This is a genomic window from Propionispira arboris (genome assembly GCF_900109225.1).
Classification (GTDB): Bacteria; Bacillota; Negativicutes; order Selenomonadales; family Selenomonadaceae; genus Propionispira; species Propionispira arboris.
In genome coordinates, this window is sequence record NZ_FNZK01000023.1 from 1 (window position 1) to 22498 (window position 22498).

Annotated in this window: 23 protein-coding genes; 6 read left to right on the plus strand and 17 right to left on the minus strand. The window is 38.4% G+C overall.

The window, feature by feature from the left end:
- From BMY14_RS20940 to BMY14_RS17895, 3 genes are all read left to right on the plus strand, one after another.
- On the plus strand, positions 1 to 295 hold a 295-nt coding region (locus BMY14_RS20940), incomplete at its 5' end, for an ATP-binding protein (RefSeq protein WP_245741473.1).
- An 8-nt stretch (positions 296 to 303) separates the two neighbouring features.
- Positions 304 to 507 (plus strand): magnesium chelatase subunit ChlI family protein, encoded by a 204-nt coding sequence (locus tag BMY14_RS20945; RefSeq protein ID WP_245741475.1) that lies wholly within the window; start codon positions 304 to 306, stop codon positions 505 to 507.
- A gap of 186 nt (positions 508 to 693) precedes the next feature.
- Positions 694 to 1923 (plus strand): ArsB/NhaD family transporter, encoded by a 1230-nt coding sequence (locus BMY14_RS17895; RefSeq protein WP_091834912.1) that lies wholly within the window; start codon positions 694 to 696, stop codon positions 1921 to 1923.
- Between the two features lie 394 nt (positions 1924 to 2317).
- On the opposite strand, the gene BMY14_RS17900 is transcribed toward BMY14_RS17895, so the two are convergent.
- The 5 genes from BMY14_RS17900 to BMY14_RS17920 form a co-directional block, all read right to left on the minus strand.
- On the minus strand, positions 2318 to 3619 hold the full coding sequence (locus BMY14_RS17900) for a TolC family protein (protein WP_091834915.1): 1302 nt from the start codon (positions 3617 to 3619) through the stop codon (positions 2318 to 2320).
- Between the two features lie 17 nt (positions 3620 to 3636).
- Positions 3637 to 4101: a universal stress protein gene (locus BMY14_RS17905; protein WP_177177658.1), complete on the minus strand. Its 465-nt coding sequence runs from the start codon at positions 4099 to 4101 to the stop codon at positions 3637 to 3639.
- Positions 4102 to 4106: 5 nt separating this feature from the next.
- Positions 4107 to 7199, minus strand: coding sequence for an efflux RND transporter permease subunit (locus tag BMY14_RS17910; protein ID WP_091834920.1), 3093 nt, complete (start codon positions 7197 to 7199; stop codon positions 4107 to 4109).
- Complete coding sequence (locus BMY14_RS17915) at positions 7196 to 8299, minus strand: efflux RND transporter periplasmic adaptor subunit (protein ID WP_091834923.1); 1104 nt, start codon at positions 8297 to 8299, stop codon at positions 7196 to 7198. Before BMY14_RS17915 ends, BMY14_RS17910 begins: the two co-directional genes overlap by 4 nt.
- Before the next feature lie 164 nt (positions 8300 to 8463).
- On the minus strand, positions 8464 to 9081 hold the full coding sequence (locus tag BMY14_RS17920; protein WP_091834926.1) for a TetR/AcrR family transcriptional regulator: 618 nt from the start codon (positions 9079 to 9081) through the stop codon (positions 8464 to 8466).
- A gap of 408 nt (positions 9082 to 9489) precedes the next feature.
- Between BMY14_RS17920 and BMY14_RS17925 the strand changes: the two genes are divergently transcribed.
- The 3 genes from BMY14_RS17925 (at position 9490) to BMY14_RS17935 (ending at position 11492) form a co-directional block, all read left to right on the plus strand.
- Positions 9490 to 9942 carry a MarR family winged helix-turn-helix transcriptional regulator gene (locus BMY14_RS17925; RefSeq protein WP_091834928.1) on the plus strand — a complete coding sequence of 151 codons (453 nt, stop codon included), beginning with the start codon at positions 9490 to 9492 and terminating at the stop codon, positions 9940 to 9942.
- Positions 9943 to 10292: 350 nt separating this feature from the next.
- The gene (locus BMY14_RS17930; RefSeq protein ID WP_091834931.1) at positions 10293 to 10913 is read left to right on the plus strand and encodes a hypothetical protein; all 621 of its coding nucleotides are present in this window, start codon (positions 10293 to 10295) and stop codon (positions 10911 to 10913) included.
- 219 nt (positions 10914 to 11132) lie between these two features.
- A complete protein-coding gene (locus BMY14_RS17935) occupies positions 11133 to 11492 on the plus strand; it encodes a hypothetical protein (RefSeq protein WP_091834935.1) in 360 nt (119 codons plus the stop codon).
- A gap of 470 nt (positions 11493 to 11962) precedes the next feature.
- On the opposite strand, the gene BMY14_RS17940 is transcribed toward BMY14_RS17935, so the two are convergent.
- The 12 genes from BMY14_RS17940 to dnaK form a co-directional block, all read right to left on the minus strand.
- Positions 11963 to 12250: a hypothetical protein gene (locus tag BMY14_RS17940; RefSeq protein ID WP_091835067.1), complete on the minus strand. Its 288-nt coding sequence runs from the start codon at positions 12248 to 12250 to the stop codon at positions 11963 to 11965.
- Between the two features lie 277 nt (positions 12251 to 12527).
- Positions 12528 to 13025, minus strand: a complete 498-nt coding sequence (locus tag BMY14_RS17945; protein WP_091834938.1) for a hypothetical protein — start codon at positions 13023 to 13025, stop codon at positions 12528 to 12530.
- Between the two features lie 6 nt (positions 13026 to 13031).
- Positions 13032 to 14030, minus strand: coding sequence for a flotillin-like protein FloA (gene floA, locus BMY14_RS17950; protein WP_091834941.1), 999 nt, complete (start codon positions 14028 to 14030; stop codon positions 13032 to 13034).
- Between the two features lie 35 nt (positions 14031 to 14065).
- A complete protein-coding gene (locus BMY14_RS17955; RefSeq protein ID WP_091834944.1) occupies positions 14066 to 14710 on the minus strand; it encodes an NfeD family protein in 645 nt (214 codons plus the stop codon).
- Positions 14711 to 14983: 273 nt separating this feature from the next.
- Positions 14984 to 15436, minus strand: coding sequence for a GatB/YqeY domain-containing protein (locus tag BMY14_RS17960; RefSeq protein ID WP_091834946.1), 453 nt, complete (start codon positions 15434 to 15436; stop codon positions 14984 to 14986).
- Between the two features lie 22 nt (positions 15437 to 15458).
- The gene (rpsU, locus tag BMY14_RS17965; RefSeq protein WP_019553266.1) at positions 15459 to 15638 is read right to left on the minus strand and encodes a 30S ribosomal protein S21; all 180 of its coding nucleotides are present in this window, start codon (positions 15636 to 15638) and stop codon (positions 15459 to 15461) included.
- Positions 15639 to 15727: 89 nt separating this feature from the next.
- Positions 15728 to 16078, minus strand: a complete 351-nt coding sequence (locus BMY14_RS17970; RefSeq protein WP_091834949.1) for a histidine triad nucleotide-binding protein — start codon at positions 16076 to 16078, stop codon at positions 15728 to 15730.
- A 112-nt stretch (positions 16079 to 16190) separates the two neighbouring features.
- On the minus strand, positions 16191 to 17483 hold the full coding sequence (gene mtaB, locus BMY14_RS17975; protein ID WP_091834952.1) for a tRNA (N(6)-L-threonylcarbamoyladenosine(37)-C(2))-methylthiotransferase MtaB: 1293 nt from the start codon (positions 17481 to 17483) through the stop codon (positions 16191 to 16193).
- A 3-nt stretch (positions 17484 to 17486) separates the two neighbouring features.
- The gene (locus BMY14_RS17980; protein ID WP_091834955.1) at positions 17487 to 18230 is read right to left on the minus strand and encodes a 16S rRNA (uracil(1498)-N(3))-methyltransferase; all 744 of its coding nucleotides are present in this window, start codon (positions 18228 to 18230) and stop codon (positions 17487 to 17489) included.
- Positions 18227 to 19171, minus strand: coding sequence for a 50S ribosomal protein L11 methyltransferase (prmA, locus tag BMY14_RS17985; RefSeq protein ID WP_091834959.1), 945 nt, complete (start codon positions 19169 to 19171; stop codon positions 18227 to 18229). The genes BMY14_RS17980 and prmA overlap by 4 nt, the downstream gene beginning before the upstream one ends.
- A gap of 157 nt (positions 19172 to 19328) precedes the next feature.
- The gene (gene dnaJ / locus BMY14_RS17990; RefSeq protein WP_091834962.1) at positions 19329 to 20474 is read right to left on the minus strand and encodes a molecular chaperone DnaJ; all 1146 of its coding nucleotides are present in this window, start codon (positions 20472 to 20474) and stop codon (positions 19329 to 19331) included.
- A 119-nt stretch (positions 20475 to 20593) separates the two neighbouring features.
- Positions 20594 to 22447 (minus strand): molecular chaperone DnaK, encoded by a 1854-nt coding sequence (gene dnaK, locus BMY14_RS17995; RefSeq protein ID WP_091834967.1) that lies wholly within the window; start codon positions 22445 to 22447, stop codon positions 20594 to 20596.
- Positions 22448 to 22498: the final 51 nt, after the last annotated feature.

Sequence of the window (22498 nt, forward strand, 5' to 3'; positions counted from 1 at the left end):
TGCATCGTTAATGCTCGTCACTGCCATGAATCCTTGTCCGTGTGGATTTCTTGGGGATTCTGATCATGCTTGTTCCTGTACCGCTAATGAAATAAAAAGATATACAAAAAAAATATCTGGTCCATTGCTAGATCGAATCGATATACATATTCAAGTACCTCGCGTCGAATATAAAGAACTAACAGAAACAAAACCAGCAGAAGCTTCGATTGTTATTCGTAGTCGCGTTGAGGTAGCACGTTGTGTGCAGCTAAATCGCTTCAAAAAAATAAAATTTTCTGTAATGCGCAAATGAGTCACGCGATGCTTAAGCGGCACTGTGCATTGACTCCCGAAGCAGAATCACTTTTAGAGTTGGTTTTTAAAAAGATGAGTCTAAGTGCAAGATCATATGACCGAATTATTAAGGTGTCGCGTACGATTGCTGATTTAGATCATTCTAAACACATCACTGATCGCCATGCAGCGGAAGCTGTTCAGCTTAGGAATAATCTAATACATATATAATAAAACAAACTGATTATTATCGAAAAGGAAAGCATACCACCTTCCGGTGGCAAGGCCTTCAGTAAGCACGCGGCACAGAAAACGACACAGATACCAGATTCAAACGAACAAACCCGATGGTCATATCCTAAGAGCGGATCACCACAACAAGGGCAGATCGATAAATCGTATAAAGGAGATTAAATATTGACACAGATAGAAATTAATTTTTCAGCGGCAGTGATTTTAGGCGGCGTGCTATTGGTTTTCACCTTGGGAAAAAGTCCTTTTTTTCGTATTGATCGAGCAGGGGTAGCTATTATTGGTGCGGTTGCCATGATGGGACTCGGTATTATTTCCTTTGACGATGCAGTAAAAACCGTTGATTATCGAACGATTGTAATTTTATTTTCTATGATGGTGCTTGTAGCAAATTTAAAAATTGCCGGATTTTTTGAATTTATTGGGCAGCACGTTTTAGAGAATGTACATTCGAAGAAACTTTTATTGCTCGTTGTTATTTTGCTTAGCGGTGTTTTGTCAGCATTTGCCATCAATGATATTATCTGCCTACTATTGACACCTGTAATCATTTTTATATGCAATAAAGGAAACTGTGATCCCTTGCCGCATTTAATGGGGTTGGCTTTGGCTTCTAATATTGGCAGTGCTGCTACTTTTTTAGGAAATCCGCAGAATATTTTAATTGGTAGTTTATCAAAATTGACGTTTATGGAATATTTTAAAGTAGCCATTCCTATTGTATGCATCGGACTACTGCTTACCTATCTGTTCCTTGCAATGGCTTATCATAAAAAGTTACAGGGTAAGCTGGATCACAGCTCTTTTCAAGCCCCTTATGTAAATACCTATTTAATAGGGAAAACCATTTTAACCTTATTTTTTGTAATTGGATCCTATATAGCTGGTTATGATATTGTCTTAACAACAAGTTTAGGTGCAGCATTTTTACTGATTACCAGGAAAGTTAAGCCAAATAAAGTTTACACAAGCATAGATTTTAACTTACTGGTTATTTTTATTGGTCTATTTGTCATTGTCGGTGGCGTAAAAGCTAGTGGCTTACTGCTTCAAGTACAAACTTTGCTACCAATGGAACAAATGAATAATCTTGGTTTCTTTGCTTTGGTCAGCGTTGTTTTATCAAATCTCGTCAGCAATGTACCAGCAGTACTTTTATTGCAATATTATATTCCAGTGGATAATGCTGCACAAAAATGGCAGGCTTTGGCCTTGTTTTCTACTTTCGCGGGAAATCTTACAATTTTTGGTTCAATTGCAAATTTAATTGTTGTTGAAATAGCTAAAAAAAATCAAATTATCATTACAGCCAAAGAGTATTTTCGTGTGGGTTTTCCTCTAACAGTAATTTTGACATTTTTATGCTTGCTCTGGTTGAGCTTTCTAGCGAAATAGAAGAGAAAGCCCTACGATGAGCAGCAATTTATTTGATATCGGATAACGACCTCTTAAAGGACAGAAATGTACTTTTCCCGCTAACAATATGAATCGTTAATCAGCCATTTTTCATACCTTTCCCAATTAATCTACAAATTCATGAAAAAGCAAGAGACTGACATCTGAAGATAAATTGGCACCGTTGAATTAGATTTTAGAATTCACCTGAATAATTAAGGATTAATTATTTATAAATCCACAAAAAATAATAACAAAATAGGCACCATTTTTGTAAAATCGTAATTTATAAAAAAACGATCAGAAATTAGGTGCCTACAATGAATTATTGAAATGCTGACAGCGCGAAAGTGAACGAAATAACGTCGCTCTTCCTCATGCCATCGTATCTTTCTTACTCTCTTATTTCTACTTTTTTGCCAATAGCTCTATCAAGTTTTGCTTTATTTATATTGTAATCATATAGTGAATCTATATAATTTGTCTTCGCCTGATCAAGTGCGAGCTCGGCATCCATGACATCTAAATTCGTATCAACTCCTGCGCTATAGCTTTTTTGAGAAATATCTAAATTTACATTTGCCTCTTCGATTGCAACCTGATTCGTTGTAATTCGTTTTTCGGCTTTCCTCATATTTAAACAGGCATCACTAATTTCTAAAGCAATATTGTTTCTTGTCTGTTGCTGTATATTTTGGGCAGAAAAAATCCCTGATTTTGCTGCCTTGATTTTTGCATCTGTATTGCCCGAATCAAAAATATTCTGGTTTACTGTCAGCATGGCAGTCCAGTCTCGATTATCGGTTCCAGCAAAGTCATCATCATCCCAAGCCATAGTTCCCTTTATGCTCACATCCGGACGCTGTGCACTTTTGGCAATATTCATCTGCTTTTCCTGTATTTTTACTGCAATCTCCTGCTGTGCCATTTCAGGGCGATTTTCCAATCCTTCTGCTGTCATTTCATCTATATTTAAATCATATTTTTGGTATTCAAGCACATCCAGCAGCTTGATATCCGTATCCAGCGACAGTCCCATTGTTTTATTCAGACTGCGAATGGACAAATCATAGTCACTTTGTGCCTTGACCAAATTATTTTCCGCATTCGCCATACGTACTTTCGTCTGCACTACATCATGCCATGCCACTACTCCAGCATTATACATTTGCTGTACATTATTTAGATGCTGCTTAAAATTATCTACCATTTGATGTGCTATATCCAAAACGGTTTTCGCTTTTAGTGCCTCATAATATTTCAAGTCAGTTTCAAGTTTAAGCTTTTGTTTTGTTGCATCAATTTCAAGTTCAGATGCATCAAGCGACAGCTTAGACTCATCGATTGTGTTTTCAAGTCGTCCACCAGTATACAGAGGAATACTGGCAGATATTGTATTGCTATAATAGTTATACGGTGAAACAGCTGCCAGTGTGGCTTGCCATGTGTGCGGTGCTGTCGAGCGCATGTCAATATGCTGATAATCGAGCGATATTCCCTTCTTGCTCTTTGCCTCTTTTACCCCCCAGACAGCCTGTTCCTTTTGTGCCTCTACAGCCTGTAAAAACGGATCATTTTTCAGCGCAAGTGCGACACTATTATCTAAGGACAAATTAATTTCTGCCGACACATTTTGACAAAAAGATAATGCAATTAACAGAAAAAATGATTGTTTTTTTAAAAATCGAAACCTCATCTCTTGTAAAACCCCTTCTATTTTATAATTAAAACCGAACACTGTGCATTCGCTGTAACATATTTACTTACACTTCCCTGCCATATTCCAGAAAGGAAATTTAAGCCTCTACTCCCAATGACAATAACATCATAATGATTACGTTGGGCAAAATCTGTAATAGCAATCCCAGGTTCACCAATTTCATAATACGTATGCCTAGGAATATGCTTAGGAATTAATTTTCCTGCATCTTTTAGCATGCTTTTCGCAAATGCCACAGGATTAGAACGGACTTCATGGGGTACTTTATCGCCGTGAATTTGTTTTTGCAACGGAGTTTGCTGCGAAAAAGTCAAGATATATAAAATACTGATTGTTGCCTGAGATAATTCCGCCATATCAACAGCAGCGGCTATAGCCCGACAGGAATTTTCCGAACCGTCTATCGGAACTAATATTTGTTTATACTGTATACAAGACTTTGTATCTGGTTGATCCATAGTTATCATCTCCAACTTGCTTTAGTTTGTTGACCTTCTTTACTTGGTTCCGCTTTATACCATGTTGCATACATAACCGGCAGTACCAATAAGGTCAATATTGTAGCTCCGGCTAAACCGAAAGCAATAGCAACAGCCATAGCTCCCCACATAACGCTTGAAACCAATGGAATCATAGCCAAAATCGCTGCTGTTGCTGTAAGTAAGATTGGTCTGAATCGCATAATTGTAGCATTAATAATTGAATCCCAAAGTGTTTGACCTGCATTAAGCAATTGATCAATCTGGTCAATAAGAATTACCGAATTACGCATGATAATTCCTGCCAACGCTAAAATTCCCAATTGAACAACAAATCCCATTGGTCGTCCTGTTAAAATCAAGCCTATTGACACCCCGATAAGTCCTAATGGTGCAGTTAAAAGTGTTAATACCATCTTGGGAATGCTCTGCAATTGTGTCATCAAAATAAGCATAATTATAATGAACATAGCCGGTATAGGTACAGCGAGATATTTAGATGCCTTAATACTGTTTTCCATTGAACCATCAAAGTCAATACTGTACCCAAACGGCAGATTATCGCGAACATCTTTTAACTCATCATATACCGCTTGTGTGACATCATTTCCCGTTACTCCTGATTTTACTTCTCCCTGTACTATAATCATCGGTTTGAGATCATAGCGATAGATAAGTCCCTCTTCCGCTTCATAGTTTATTTTAGCAATCTGATCGAGCGGAACATATGTACCATTTGCTGTACGGATATTCAGGTTTTTAAGATTTGATGGATCGTTTCGTTCCAAATTTTCAGAACGCAAAAGCATCTTGACCGTCTTATCTGTTTCTCTAAATTCAGCAATAGACGTACCCGAAACATTTGTCTGTAAAGCCCCTTTTATGGTTTGACTTGTAATTCCGAGAGCCCTCGCTTTATCCTGATCAATAGACAGATGAATCACCTTTGATTTTTCATCCCAGTTAAGTGCTGTCTTAGCTATCCCCTGGTTTTTCATCATTACGTTCTGTACATTTTCAGCAATTTCCCGTACTTTATCAACATCATAACCTCTGACCCTGAGCATAACCGGATACTCAGCCGGCGGTCCATTGCTGAGAAGTTTTGTATGGACGCGTATCCCCGGTAGATTGTTCTCTGCATTTTCTTTTATTTTTGCATCCAGTCTGTCTCTGGCTTCCTTGTTTTTAGCAACAATAACAAACTCGGAAAAATTTGTTTTATTAAATACCGGCTCATAGGCCAATACAAAACGCGGTGCTCCTTCACCAACATGATAGGTGTAATAATCAATATCTGCATCACCCTTGAGCGTCTGAGCAAATTGATTTGCTCCCGCTTCGATATTTTTTAAAGAAGCCCCTTCTTGTAATTGCAGCTGTACGATAAGTTCCGGTCGCTTTGTCGCGCCAAAGAATTCCTTTTTTACATGCCCCAGAAGCGCGCATGATCCTATAAAACAAATGAGTGTTACGATAAGCACCTTTTTACGATGCGTTAAAAATAAAATTAGTATTTTTTTGAACTTATTATAAAATCTGCTATCATATACAGACTTTTCAGGTTCACCATCTTTGCTTTCAATGGGTTTTACCTTGATAAATTGATATCCCAATAATGGTGTTACTGTACCGGCAACAATCCATGAGATAAGCAGCGATGCCGTTATAACCTGGAAAATTGACCCTACCGCTTCGGCTGCACTGCCAGGCGAAAAACCAATAGGAATAAACCCTGCACAAGTAACCATGGCACCACATAATCTTGGATAAGCCGTAGATGTATAAGCAAAGCACGTTGCATTAAACCGTGTCCAGCCTTGCTCAAGCTTTACTGATATCATTTCAATTGTAATAATTGCATCATCTACAAGCAGCCCCAGTGCAATAATTAGAGACCCCAGCGAAATATTCTGCAAAGATATGCCGTCTAAATACATAAACCCAAATACCGCAGCAATAACCAGAGGAATACAAAGTGCAACGATGATTCCCGAATGTACTCCCAGGCTCGCAAAACTAACAATTAAAACAATGATGATGGCTTCAGCCAACGAATGAACAAATTCATTAATAGACGAGTCTACAACCTTTGGTTGATTCACTGTCTGATTTAGTGTTAAACCGGCTGGCAGTTCCTTTTTTATCTGGGCAACAGTTTTTTCTAAATTATCCCCCAGCGTCAAAATATTTCCACCAGACTCCATTGCAAGAGCAATACCAATGGTCGGCTCACCATTATAAAACATTTTCGGATCCTGCGGTTCTGCATAACTGCGTGTTATTTTTGCAATATCACCCAACCGAAAAGTTTTGCCATGTGCAGAAATAGGCGTATTACTAATGTCCTCTGCATCCTCGAACATTCCTGTAACTCTCAGGTATAAATCATCTGAATGTGTTTCCAGCATGCCCGCTGGAATCATTGAATTTTGTCCTTGCAATGTCTGCGCAATCAGATTCGGATCAATTCCAAGCTGAGCAAGTTTACTGTTTTCAATTTCAATATAAAATTTTTCAGTCTGAACACCGATAAGCTTAACTTTACGAACACTCGGCGTATCCAGCAGCATGCGTCGAATTTTTTCTGCTTTCTCACGTTTTTCTTCATAACTATAATCATTGCCCGTCAATGTATAAACAACACCGTAAACTTCATCAAAACGATCATTGAAGATTGGTTCCAGCGCGCCCTCTGGTAAAGTTCCCTTCATATCATTGACCATATTACGAGTTTCCAGCCATAGATTACGTATTTGTTCCTTTGGAACGGTATCTTTTACATTTACATAAATTACAGTCTGCCCCGGCATAGAATAACTTTTCAAATAATCCAAACCAGGAAGATCCTGTAACTTCTTTTCAATTTTATCTGTTACCTGTTCTTGCACCTCACCAGCAGTTGCACCTGGCCATGGCACACTGATGACCATTTGTTTGATTGTAAAATCAGGATCTTCCAACCGACCAAGATTTTTATACGAAAATATCCCCACGACAAAGAGCAACACCACAAAGAAATATATATATTGTTTATGGTTTAGAGCCCATTCCGTTAAGTTGAAGCTTTTTTTCATAACGAGTCACCACCGGATTTTACTTTTTGACCTTCTGTCAGCATATGTACACCTTTTGTTACAATGCAGTCACCTTCTTGTAAGCCAGATAAAACTTCAACAGTATCAGATCCATAATTACCAACCTGAATCGGGCACAAGGAAAGTTCATCATCTTTAATTTTCCAAACTGCCGGAGTTTCGCTATTTTGATAAATTGCATCAATAGGAATTTTCATCAAATTACCACCGCTCCGCGGTATACTTACGGTTGCCGTCATGCCAAGTTTCATGTCAGCTGGTGGACTTGGAATACTAATCCGCACTTTAAAGGTCCGTGTGCTTGGATCTGCCATCGGTGCAATTTCTCTGACAAAACCACTTACACTTTCATTGCCTAAAGCCCAAAAATTCACTTTAATATCCGGTGCCTGTCTTAAATCTTCAATACGATTTTCCGGCACATTAATTTCTATTTCACGTTCACCATCTTGTACTAAAGTGACAACAACCTGTCCCGGACTTACCACATGTCCGACTTCGGCGGAAATACTCGATATGACACCTGATTTATCAGATTTCAGCAAACTATAGTCCATCTCATTAACACTCTGCGCGTATTGCGCCTGTGTCTGTCGTACTCTTGACGCACTTACATTATAGGCATTAACATATTTATCATATGTTGCCTGACTGATAACTCCTCCATTAACTAATTCCTGATAACGGCTTAAATCGCTCTGTGCAAGTTCCAACTCCGATTGTGCGGAATCAACCAACGCAGAATTGTTATTTACTGTTTGCACAATATCCTTAGCATCAATCTGCATAAGCACATCACCTGCACTTACTGAACTTCCCAACTGTACATTTCTACTGACAATTTTCCCCTTTACCTGAAACGCCAGTTTACTTTCATAACGTCCTCTCACTTCCCCAGAATATGTATATTTTTGTGTGGCAGCATTTGCAGCAATTGTCATCGTATGTACCACAGTAATTTCTTCCTTGGCTACAGGTACTTCATCTTTTCCTCTCAACAAAAATATCACTGCAAATCCTATAATTACAGTACCTAACAAAACAGCTGCTTTTTTTCTCTTTTTTAAAATATTCAACATCTTCGTTTTACCACTTCCTATAGTTATATATTCCCCTATACTATTCAAAAAAACTTTTATAAATAACCCTAATAATTATTTGACCGCGGTCAAATAATTCGTTGAAAAAAACGCAACTCTAAACAAATTTTTAGAATTACGGTTTCTCTCGCATATTTTTTATTTTATAAATTAAAATGAATGGATCCTTTCTTGCTCTGCAATAGACTTTCGATCATATTTTCTGCCATTTTTAGTCGCATTTGCAACATGTCACCAGGTAATTTTTTATAAAACAGTTCAATAAGAAAACCTAAAATCAATATAAGAAATTCAAGTACTGCTTCTTCCTGTTCAACAAAGAACTCTTTTTTTTCCTTGCCTTCCGCAATAACTTTTTTCCCCATATTCATAAACGAATTTCCACAATAAGAAGTTACTTTTTCCTTAATATACAAATTTTTCTCATCATAAAGAATACTTAAAAGTTCACCATCTTGATAAAAAACTCCATAAATTACTATCTCAAACATGCGTCCAATTTTCTCAGACGGCATAATGCTCTCTGAATCAATCATCTGTTTTATTTCACTTAAAAACAAATCTGAATGACGCTTCAGCAATACTTCTAACAATTCCTCCTTCGATTTAAAATAATAATAAAGCATACCTTTTGCTACACCCATTTCTTTAGCAACACCACTTATTGTAGTTTTACGATAGCCCATATTAATAAAGCATTTTTGTGCAACATCTAAAATTTCATTAATTCGAATTTCAGGGTCTTGTGGTGTTCTTGCCATCCTAATTCACATCCATATACTATATTTTGACCACAGTCAAATTATAGTATATGGATGCCATTTTTGTCAACAATTTTCAGCTTTGGATTCAATTATTGTTTTGAAAAAACAAGTACCTATTACTGCATAGCTTTGCCAAAGCAATAATTCCATATATAAAAATACCTCATAGATACAATATAACGTACACCTAAGTACTTTTCGTTAGAGAATTTCGAGTATACTACTAACAAGATTATATTAATGCTTGAATTTATTAGCGTTAAATCGAACTTAATAATTTACGTGAATACTTCAAGTTTAATATAGACGATAAAAATTTTACAATATATAATATAAATAATGTTGTGTCATTTCAATTTTTTGATTTAAAAAATCACGATTCGTAGAAAGAAGGTCACTATTTGTATGGAATATGTTGATCGTAAAGAACTTTCCGCTAGATTTATTGATTCTTTTCATGCCTTTAATAGTAATTTTTTTCAAAAAATAAACTATCCTATAGCAGCCAATCACTGGATATCGTTATGTATTTTAGATTCTTATGGACCATTGACCGCCACGGCATTAGGCAATCACTTATCTATTTCAAAGCAACAAGTACTTCAAATCATTAATAAATTATGTAAAGATGGTTATATTAGCCGTCAAACAGCTCTTAGTGATCGCCGCTACAAAAATATTACACTGACCGAAAAAGGTCATAAAATTATTATGAACGAAATAAGACTATTAACATTGGTATTTGAAAATAAAATTGATATTTTAACAGATTTAGAGCTCACAAAATTTGACGAAGCAATAAAAACATTTGTACCTTTGTTTGAGAAAATATATATAATTAACAAGGAACCTACGTAGCAAACGAAAGGACTATCAACTAAAAGGGAGGTATCTAAAAATTGGATAATAGCCATTATTTTAAAATTTCAATTGAACGAATCATTAAGTAGTAATAGAATATAATAAGTGTAGTTCTAAAATGTTATTTTTATGGCAAAACGCATTCGCAACTGAATTATTGAACCGGAATCTGATTCAAAATTAACGGAGATTGTAAAAGTCAGTAAACCAAAGCCTTTAAAAGTGTTTTTAGAATACAATACAAGTAAATCAGTACATGACAACGTCTAACTAAATACTTTAATAATACAAATAAATTTTAAATAGTATTACACAAAAATTTTAATTGTGAGAGGAAGCTAATCATTATGAAAAAAATATTTATTAAATTATTTTCTATTTTACTTTGTACTACGATATTATCATTTATATCAAATACCCCACTCTTTGCAGCAGCAGATACTACTCCAACTACGGCAACAGCAGCTTCAACCAAACATGCATATATCCCTGGAAAAACCAGGATTGTACTAGCATTACTTAATACAATAGATTCTAAAACAGCACATACTGGAGACATAATAAATTTTAAAACATTAGATAATGTTAAAATTAATGGTGTTATCGTGATTCCTGCAGGGACAATTGCGAACGGAAAAATAACAAAAGCTGTATCTGCCGGATCTTTTGGTAAAGGTGGCAAACTCGAGTTTTCTGTGACATCTATAAAAACTCTAAATGACATAGACGTCCCATTATTATGTAATGCTTCTTATGTCGGAACGAAACAAATTCAAAGCAGCAGTGGTATAAGTGCTGTCGGAAGTGCGGTACAAAATTTATTTTCAGGTGGCAACAATGTCCAGTGTTTGATGGGAATGAGCATTGACTCAATTGTTACCACAGATACTGATTTAAATATATCTATTTCCGATTTATCGAGTACGATGCAAACATTTAAAGAACATGATGTAAATATCACCCTATAAGTCGCCCCCAGCCCCCTTTTCCACGTCTCCAGTTAAGGACGCAGCACCTATTGCAATAATATAAAATTGAAACGGCTGAGGATATTCAAAATGCACTGAAAAGTTTACTTGATGCTTCTATCAATTGACCGAACTTTCAACTTAATATTTGTCGAAAAATGCCGATATATTATTGGGTATATATAAAATCTAAAGTAATAAAAAGAAGGTGTATGTGTGATGTCAGTATCAATCAGTACCCAAGCAGCAACTCCGGTAGCCAAAGTAGCTCCGGCAGCCCAAACAGCCCCTGTAGCCCAAACGAGTTCGACGGATACGACAAATGTATCAACTACGGTTACTTCGACTGATCCTTCTGTTTTACAAAACCAAATAAATAAACTTTCAAGTGCTGTAACACAATTGCAGCAAAGTGGTGGAAGTTCAAGTCAGATTCAAAAGTTCCAACAAGCAGAGCAAACCGCTAAAAACCAAATCCTAAAACAAAAACATTTAGAGGAAGCAAAAAAAGCAGCTGAACAATCATCCAATATTCAAACAGCAGTTAAGGAAAATGGGGGGCTTGATATTCAAGCTTAATTTTTGAAGGTTGATAACTACAAAATTGGAGTTTCATTCTCGTTAGGATGGCATTCTTGATTTTGTGAAAATTCCATTTGGTGTAAAAGAGTATATGATTTTTTATGGGGCAAAACAGTCACGGGGCTGTTTGCCCTTTATTTACATTATACTGATAAACTGGCCCTCTTGCGAGGCGGTAAAAAAACACGTCATTAACATCTGATACTGGGATGCATCAGGTCGTTTTCGTCTCATAATATTGGCTGGTGTTGCTGACCTGAATGAAACAATATACCCGAAAGAATGTGTCTCAGTGCAAATCGATCCGCTTGCGAGGTAAATTTAGGTCGGTGGTATCCCGCTTTCACCCGTTAAACTCCTCCCCTGGCAGCACACCACAAAAAAGCGAGGTGCCACGCTAATTTCTTAGTGTGACACCTCATTTATCTATTTCAGTAATTAGTTGAACAAAACATTACCAGCAAAACTCATAATTCGTGAGCTGGGCTAAGGGAAACATTTTCGCCGTCTGAACCATTGGTAGCATTACTTTGATTGCTGCCAGTACTCATTACATGAGCTACACTTATTGATGTGTTTTGTTCATCCTTGTTAGTGACTTGCTTACCGTCATTACCACTGCCATAAACAACACTCATATTTACGGTTGCTTGGTCTAAAGCAGATGCATGCACTGCTGTATTACTAAAGCCTAAGCCAAAAACTGCTGCTGCCATAAGACCGCTTACTACTAATTTGTTTAAATTTTTATTCATGATATTTACTCCCTTTATTTCCATAAGTATATGGACTCTTTTTATATTTTAAGTAACTATCGAAAGAAAACATTCTGTAAGTTCTCTGCGATAACTTATATTATATATATTACAGGTAATATATGAAGATGTTGTGAAGAACTTTTGAAGATATTGTGTCTTTTTTATAGAACACGCAGCTCTTCTATCTGTCAAAACCAACATGCCTGATCAAATGAGAAAAAGCGAAACTTGTATGTGCATCACATACGAGTTTCGCTTTTTTATGGACAGTTTCTTATTTATTTTTCATTTGATTGAAATAAGGATTTGCTACCGTTTGATAGGCTTTAGGACGTTCCAAAATTTGCGCGTAAGCCATCGCACTTAAAATCACATTTGTATGAATATCCGTCGATTGCTGATGATGCTTAACGGTTGCTGGTACCTTGGTTTCTTGTTCATACTGAGCATGATCTTTTGCTTTTTGTTCATGTCTATGCTCTAAATAATAAGCATATTTATTTTTTTCAGTCGCTATTGGCGGGCTTTGCACGATTACCTCAGGTTCAATATAAACACCTTCGGTTTCACGTTGTGGTGCGCCTTTTATTGGAGGAATGACAATATCGGGTTCATTTTTCTTTCCGCCAAAATCAACATCAATCCGGCGATTTTTCGGTGCTGATCTCGTTGGTACTGGCGGAACATGTTTTCCTTTTTTCTTATTGCTTTCAATAGCATCGTTAATGACCGCAAACGCCACAAAAGCAATGACAATTAATACCAGTTCCATATTATCTTATTTCACCGGTGGCGGATTTTTAAGCTGTCCATCAGAACCAGCTTGGCTGATTGCTTCACGCATTTGCGTATCCGCATTAATATTTTTCAAATTATAATAATCCATCACACCAAGTTTACCTTCACGCAATGCGGCCGCCATCGCATGAGGAACTTCTGCTTGCGCTTCAACAACTTTTGCTTCCATCTGCTGGGTATAAGCTTTCATTTCCTGTTCGGTTGCCACAGCCATAGCACGACGTTCTTCTGCTTTCGCCTGAGCAATACGTTTATCTGCTTCTGCCTGATCCGTCATCAATTCAGCACCGATATTACGACCTACATCAACGTCAGCAATATCAATGGATAAGATTTCAAATGCCGTTCCGGCATCAAGCCCTTTTCCGAGAACTGTTTTGGAAATGTCATCTGGATTTGCCAAAACATCCGTATGACTATTCGCTGAACCTACTGTCGTTACAATACCTTCACCAACTCTGGCAATAATAGTCGGCTCCCCGGCACCACCAACAAGGCGGTCAATATTCGCACGAACAGTAACTCGCGCTTTAATTTTAAGTTCAATCCCGTTTTTAGCAACTGCCGAAACAATCGGTGTCTCAATCACCTTTGGATTGACACTCATCTGTACAGCCTGCAGCACATCACGACCAGCCAAATCAATGGCTGCCGAACGTGCAAAAGGAAGTGGTATTTCCGCGCGGTGAGCCGCAATCAAGGCATCAATGACCTTATCTACATTCCCACCCGCTAAATAATGCGCTTCCAACTGGTTTACCGATACATCAATACCAGCTTTGTTGGCTTTAATAAGAGGCAAAACTATATTCGATGGTGGTACACGCCGAAGCCGCATCCCCACCAATGTAAAAATGCCAACAGACACATTCGCAGCAAGTGCTGAAATCCATAAGCCCAATGGTACAAAATGCAAGAACAACATAACAAATGCTATGACTACGACTAATAAAAATCCTGATCCTAAGATCACATCCATAAAAATATCCTCCTCTAGTTTACTTCGTCCACATTTTAATTTTCTATTTGTTTTCGAACGACAATGCGACTGCCATTAACCATTATAACCGTCACGGCTTCCCCCCTTTTAATATAGGTCCCCTCCGAAACTACATCAAAAGGGCCTTCATCAATAATGGCCGTTCCAGCCGGGCGAAGCTCTGTTAATGCTACACCGTTTTTACCCAATAAATGCGTATAATCTTTGGCACTCACATAACCAAGCGTCGCCGTTGAAGTATCCGTCAGCAAAACTTTTTTCCATAAACGGCTTGATGGCAGCTTTTTTAAAATTAATGCAAACAGGATGATTGCAATCACTACAGCCATTAAAATAGCATAAATTGCTTCACTCGTACCGCCGAGAGACAACACTAAACTATAGAGCATCGCACCAATACCAATACCCGCAAAAATCCCTGCTCCTGGCGTCAGCATTTCAATGCCAATGCATAAAACCCCACCTAAAAATATTGCTATTTCAAAAAAGCTGACCAGTCCATTTACATATTGACTGCCGAAAAACACAGCCGCGGCAACAATCCCCAGCAAGGTTCCCAGTCCCATACCACCAGTTTTTATTTCAACTAAAACCGCTAAAAACATAATGGCTACCAATAAGATTTGAACTATAGGCAAGCCCATCACTTCAATTTGCATAACATGCCTCCTTCCCGTTCAGCTACTGAACCAATTTGATCTCTATTTACAGTCTATATAGAACTCATTTCACACATATATTTAATTCCACAAATTCCTCATGAATCCCTGCATTTTCGAAAGATAAGCAGCGAAAAAAAACTGACATCGTGTAAAAACGATGTCAGTTTTATGAAAAGCATAGCGACTGCCAGCAATTCTATGAAATTTTACAACGCCCCTTCAACCAAGATGAGGTTCGTTCATTGCATCTGTTTAAAACAGTCTTTATTCTTATAGATTCAATATTTCGCGTACAATGGTATTCACAAGCTTACCATCTGCACGACCTTTAACTTTAGGCATCAAGAGTGCCATTACCTTGCCCATTTCTTTTTGTGATGAAGCACCGCTAGCCGTTACAGCTTCCTTAACAAGGCTGCGAATTTCATCTTCAGAAAGTTGTACAGGCAGATACGACATCAATACTACAATTTCAGCTTCAACTTGCGCAACAAGATCTTCGCGATCTCCTTTTTTGAATTCTTCAATAGAATCTTTACGCATTTTGACTTCTTTACTGATGATATCAATTACTCCATTGTCATCGAGCTCTTTTTTACCATCAATTTCGACTTGCCGAAGTGCAGACCGAACCATACGAATTACAGAAAGACGTTGCTTTCCTTCTTCTTTCGCTTTCATGGCGGTCTTCATGTCTTCAGTCAATTGTTCTTTAAGTGACATTAAAATTCCCCCGAAACGAAAATTAAGCTTTAAATTTGCGTTTGCGCGCAGCTTCGGACTTCTTTTTACGTTTAACACTAGGTTTTTCGTAATGCTCACGTTTTCTAACTTCAGCTAAAGTACCAGCTTTTTGGCAAGTACGTTTAAATCTGCGGAGTGCACTATCGATTGTTTCGTTTTTTCCAACTTTAACTTCTGACATCTATTTCTCCCCCCCTCCACTTGACATGGGAGTGTACTGCTTAACTACACCTAAATATTATACATGAACTAGGGTTTTATTGTCAACTCTTAACCTGGTGGCCATGTCATTGATCTTCCACCTAACAAATGAAAATGGAGATGCGACACCGTCTGTCCGCCATCGACTTTGGTATTGACCACGACACGAAATCCCTTTTCATCCACGCCTAATTCTTTAGCAATCTTCGGAATTACTTCACCCATAATATGGGAAAGCAATTCTTGATCTGAAGCAGCAACATCCAGGAGGTTAGCAATATGCTTTTTTGAGACAACCAGCACATGTATAGGTGCCTGTGGTTCTAAATCCTTAAAAGCAGCAACAGATTCATCTTCATAAACAAACTTGGTTGGTATCTCCTTGTTTGCTATTTTACAAAAAATGCAATCAGTATGCATAATGCACCTCCTTTCGGTAAAAAAATCTTTCCAGATACAAAGATACAGTTTATACTGTATCTTTGTTTACTTCGGCTTTTTTTAGCATATTCCTGCTAAAAAATAAATTTTATCAACAAATTTTCCCCCATAAACCATCACGATATATTTTTTCAATATGAACTTGATAAATTTCGCCACAATCAATTCGGTCATTGACATAAACGCGAATATAATTTCCTGTAAGTCCATCAAAAACCCCATCATGATTTGCTTCAAATAAGACAGAAACATCCGATCCAATAAAACCTTCATGAAAAGCTGCCGCCTTCGCATCTGCCATTTTCTGCATGATATGAACCCGCTGTTTTTTTACAATTTCAGGAACTTGATTCTTCATCGTGGCAGCTGGGGTGCCAGCCCGCTTCGAATAAGGGAAAACATGCATCTTGGCAAAATTCATAGATTTCGCAAATGCCAGCCCCTGTTCAAACATTTCATCTGTTTCACCAGGAAACCCAACAATAATATCCGTTGATATAGCGATCCCCGGTACAGACTCTTCTACATACGTAATAAGCCGTCCAAACTCCTCGGTTGTATAGTGACGGTTCATAGCTTTCAAAATGTCATCCTGTCCTGCTTGCAGCGGTAAATGGAGATGTGGGCTAAAGCGATCATCGGCGCAAATCAAATCAAATAAGTTCTTTGATAATTCAATGGATTCTAACGAACCCAGCCGCAATCTTTTTAAGTTTGGTATTGTTAAAACAAGCCGCGCCGCGTCTACCAGATTGATATCGTCCGACAAATCACGCCCATATGCACCTAAATGAATCCCCGTTAAAACAATTTCTTTAAAACCCGCCTCAACTAATTTTTCTGCTTCGACTTTAATACTGCTTAGTTTTCGTGAGCGCAGTGGTCCGCGCGCATATGGAATAATGCAGTACGAACAAAAATTTGAACAGCCTTCTTGTATTTTTAAAAAAGCCCGTGTACGTCCCGGCATATCAAATAAAGGTATATCTTCAAATTCTGTAGCTTTCATGATATCCGTAACATCCATAATAAGATTATGTTCCTCGGCTGCACGTTCAACCAGATCAACTATTTTGCTGCGTTCTTTCGTACCAATCACAACATTCACACCCTCAATAGCTTGAATCTGTTCTGGAGCAATCTGTGAATAACAGCCAGTTACAGCGATAATAGCTTTGGGGTTAAGCCTTTGGGCGCGACGAATCAGCTGTCGTGATTTTTTCTCGCCCAAATGCGTAACCGAACAAGTATTAATAATATAAAAATCGGCTTGATCCGCAAAAGAAACCGTTTCGTAGTTTCTTTTTTTGAATAAACCTTCCATGACTTCAGTTTCAAATTGATTTACTTTACATCCCAAAGTCGTTAAGGCAACTTTTGGCAAAACTTACAAACTCCTTCCACCTAGATCTCCATTTTCATACATAACGAGGCTCACAGCTACTAATGATGCTGTTTCACTGCGTAAAATACGAGGTCCCATCGTCACAGTACGAACGCCATTTTTCAGACAAAGCTCCACTTCTTCTGGTGTGAAACCACCTTCGGGTCCAATCAAGACAAAAAATCGTCGTGCTGTGTTATGTCTTAAAAAATCACGAATTGGAACATCTGCCCGACCTTCATAGCAAATGAAGGCAACGATATCTGAATCTAAGTTTTCTAATACTTCTTTTAATCTAACAATCGGCTCTACAACCGGTTGTATCGTACGTCCACATTGTTTTGCAGCTTCATCGGCAATTTTCTGCCACTTGGTTCTTCTTGCTATTTGTTTTGCTGCATCATATTTAACTACACAATTCGTACTGATGACTGGCACGATTGAACTTACACCAAGTTCCACAGCTTTTTGAGCAATAAAATCCATTTTATCCGCCTTGGGCAGACATTGTGCCAAAACAACCTCAATGGGTGCTTCCGTATTGGCATTCATTTGTTTAAGACACTTTAGGGTTATCTCCCCATTGGCAAAAGCAATAATTTCAGCTTCAGCAATCGTTTGGGATGAATCCACCACAACCAGCTTCTGGCCAATTTTAGCGCGCAGAACATGCATAATATGATGTCCATCTGTACCACTTATTTTGATTTCATCCGCTAGCAATCCATCAATAAAGACTCGTCTCACACTGTCGTTCCTCCATTGCGAATTACCATAGCAGCCCAGCCGCCCTCTTCGAGCACCCGATCAACCAAAAGTCCATGAGCAATAACAGCTTCCGTAACATCACCAAGACGATCGGCAATAATGCCGCTGGCAATCATGCTGCCGCCTATTTTAAGTTTATTTGGAATATCATCAAGCAAAACAATAATGATATCGGCAATAATATTGGCAATTATAAGATCCGCTTTCCCTTCAATCCCTTTTAAAAGGTCGCCACGGCCAACCGAAATGATTGAATCAGCCTGATTGATTGCCACATTTTCGCTAGCAACAGTGACAGCAACCGGATCAAAGTCTACCGCTGTGACTTCAGTAGCCCCTAGTTTAGCGGCGGCAATTGCTAAAACTCCAGACCCCGTACCAACATCAAATACCTTCATGCCGCCAGTAACGATTTCTTCTAAAATCCGAATGCACATAGACGTAGTTGGATGTGTCCCGGTTCCAAAGGCCATGCCGGGATCAAGCTCGATGACAATGTCATCCGGACTTGCCGTATACTCTTCCCATGATGGTTTAATTACGATGATATCGCCAATTTTTTCCGTATGGAAATACTTTTTCCAATTATTAGCCCAGTCTTCATCTTGAATTTCACTATAAGAAATATCCCCTGTACCTTTATCAATATCATGGCCTGCTAAGGCATCGACTTCTTTTTCAAAAGCACGAAGTTTATCATCCAATTCTTCGTCCATTGGCAAATAGGCTCTAACCGTAACAACTTCGGTATTTGTTGCTTCGGGTATATCCGTATAATCCCATGTTCCTGAATTACGATATGTATTCACCAGTTCAGGATCTTCGATAACGACTCCTGAAGCTCCCAGATCATGAAAGATTTCCGCGATCAATTCCGTTGCCTCATGCGTTGTTCTTATACTAACTTCAGCCCATTTCACTATGCAATCTCTCCCTTAACAGTTATTCCAATATTCACCTGAAATAAGCAAGGCCGAGGATATCCCCGGCTGCTTTTTCACTTTTCTTATTTTATTATATTTCAAAATCGTAGTTTAAACCAGTGCTTTTCTGAACGAATTCTATTTGCGGATGATTTTATTTAAAGAATTTTTTTAAATTATCGGTCCAACTCTTTTGCTCTGGATTGATATTTTCACCGCTGGCTGCACCAAACTCTTTTAAAAGATCTTTTTGTTTGCTGCTTAATTTTTGCGGCGTCAATACTTTGATTTTCACATGCTGATCGCCACGACCAGACCCGCGCAGGAATGGAATGCCCTTGCCTTTTAGACGCAGAACAGAGCCCGACTGAATACCTTCTGGAATCGTCATTTCAACTTTTCCATCCAATGTCGGCACTTCAATTTTATCACCCAACGTTGCCTGAACAAATGATACTGGCACTTCACATAGTACATCTACACCATCGCGTTTGAATAAACGATGCGTTTTGACAAAGATATATACGTATAAATCGCCAGGACCACCACCACGAATGCCAGCTTCTCCACCTGCTGAAACACGAATTCTTGATCCATTGTCTACACCTGCTGGAATTTTAACACTGATTTTGCGTTTAACGCGTTTTGTACCTTTACCACCGCAATCTTTACAAGGAGTTTTAATGATTTTCCCTGTTCCCTCACAGCGATCACAAACGCGCGAGTTGACGATTCTTCCAAATGGCGTATTTTGTGCATACTGTACCTGTCCATTCCCATGACACTGTGGACATTCTTCTTGTTTTGTGCCAGCTGCGGCACCAGAGCCATTACAGGTTTTACATTCTTCGGTACGCGGAATATTGAGTTCCACTTCTTTACCAAAGGCAGCTTCTTCAAAGGCTATTTCCAAGTCATAGCGTAAATCACTGCCGCGTTCTGGTCCAGGTCGACGTGAACCACGACCTCCGCCATTACCACCGAAAAACATGTCAAAGATATCACCAAATCCGCCAGCTTCCGCTCCGCCGCCAAATCCGCCAAATCCACCAGTACCACCGCCGCCTGATCCATCAAATGCTGCATGACCAAACTGATCGTATTGTGCTTTTTTCTGCGGATTGGATAAAATTTCATAGGCTTCATTTATTTCTTTGAACTGTGCTTCCGCTTCTTTTTGATTATCCCGATTCAAATCAGGATGGTATTTCCGGGCCATTTTCTTAAAGGCTTTTTTAATTTCAACGTCTGAGGCACCTTTTTCAACACCTAAGACTTCATAATAATCGCGCTTACTCACTTCGCACCACCTAAACTCCTATATATGTCAAATTAACCGAATAACTCCGACTAATACTCAGCCGGAGTTATTGGATTTTCTATTTACAAATTTTTCTTCAATTGCTTTCTGGCAAACTCTTATTTTTTGTCTTTTTCATCATCAACGACTTTGTATTCTGCATCCACTACATCGTCATCTTTTTTGCCAGCAGCTTGCCCAGCCTCGGGAGCTCCCTGACCTTGTGCTGCACCAGCTTGTTCAGCTGCCTGATATGCTGCTGCACTCATTTCGTAAAGTGGTTTTTGCAGTTCTTCCGTTGCTTTTTTGATTGCTTCAAGATCCGTACCTTTTAAAGCTTCTTTTACAACTTCAGCTGCTGCTTGAATTTTTTCTACTTGTGTTTTATCGGCTTTATCGCCTAAATCTTTAATTGTTTTTTCTGCTTGATATACTAAAGAATCTGCATTGTTCCGAGTTTCAACTTCATCTTTATGCTGTTTATCTTCAGATGCATGTGCTTCGGCTTCTTTAACCATACGATCAATATCTTCCTTGCTCATGCCGTTGTCGGAAGTAATCGTGATTTTTTGTTCTTTGCCTGTACCCAAATCTTTTGCAGATACATGAACAATACCATTGGCATCAATATCGAAAGAAACTTCAATACGAGGCACACCTCTTGGTGCTGGTGGGATATCCGATAATTCAAAACGTCCCAATGTTTTATTGCCAGCTGCCATTTCACGTTCGCCTTGCAATACATGAATATCAACCGAAGGCTGACTATCCGCAGCAGTAGAGAAAACCTGACTTTTTGAAGTAGGAATCGTTGTGTTACGTTCAATAATTTTTGTGCAAACACCACCCAATGTTTCAATCCCCAAAGAAAGCGGTGTTACATCTAATAATAAAACATCTTTTACTTCACCAACAAGAACACCTGCTTGAATAGCAGCACCAATTGCTACACATTCATCAGGATTTACACCACGATGTGGTTCTTTGGCAAGATTTTTCTTGATGGCTTCCTGAACAGCAGGAATACGGCTTGAACCACCAACAAGGATAATTTTATCAATATCACTTGCGCTAAGGCCTGAATCTTGGAGTGCTTTACGGGTAGGTTCCATTGTGGATTCAACAAGACTTGCTGTAAGTTCATCAAATTTTGCTCTAGTAAGCGTAAGATCCAAATGTTTAGGACCATTCGCGTCTGCTGTAATAAACGGCAGATTTATATTGGTCGAAAGTACAGTTGATAATTCCACTTTTGCTTTTTCAGCAGCTTCAATTAGACGCTGTGCCGCCATTTTATCTTTCGAAAGATCCATACTGTTTTCTTTTTTGAATTCTTCAACCATCCAGTTCATAACAAGCTGATCAAAATCATCACCACCAAGGTGATTGTTACCATTTGTAGCTTTTACTTCAAATACACCATCACCAAGTTCCAAAACGGAGACATCAAATGTACCGCCGCCAAGGTCAAATACTAAAATTGTATGCTCTTCGCCTTTATCCATTCCATAAGCAAGCGCTGCTGCTGTTGGTTCATTGATAATACGCAATACTTCCAAACCGGCAATTTTACCCGCATCTTTTGTTGCCTGACGCTGGCTGTCGTTGAAGTAAGCTGGTACTGTAATAACAGCCTGTGTTACTGTTTCACCAAGATACGCTTCAGCATCTGCTTTTAATTTTTGTAAAATCATTGCTGAAATTTCTTGTGGTGAATAATTTTTGCCATCAACCGTTACTTTATAATCTGTACCCATATGACGTTTAATCGACGCAAACGTACGATCTGGATTGGATACAGCCTGACGTTTTGCCAATTGCCCAACTAAACGTTCATCTGTTTTTGAAAAACCAACAACCGATGGTGTAAGACGGCTGCCTTCTGTATTTGTAATAACAGTTGGTTCGCCACCCTCCATTACAGCCACAACTGAATTTGTTGTACCTAAGTCAATACCTATTACTTTTGACATGTAAAATTCCTCCTACTAATACTCATAATTGATTTTGCGATCATTTATTTT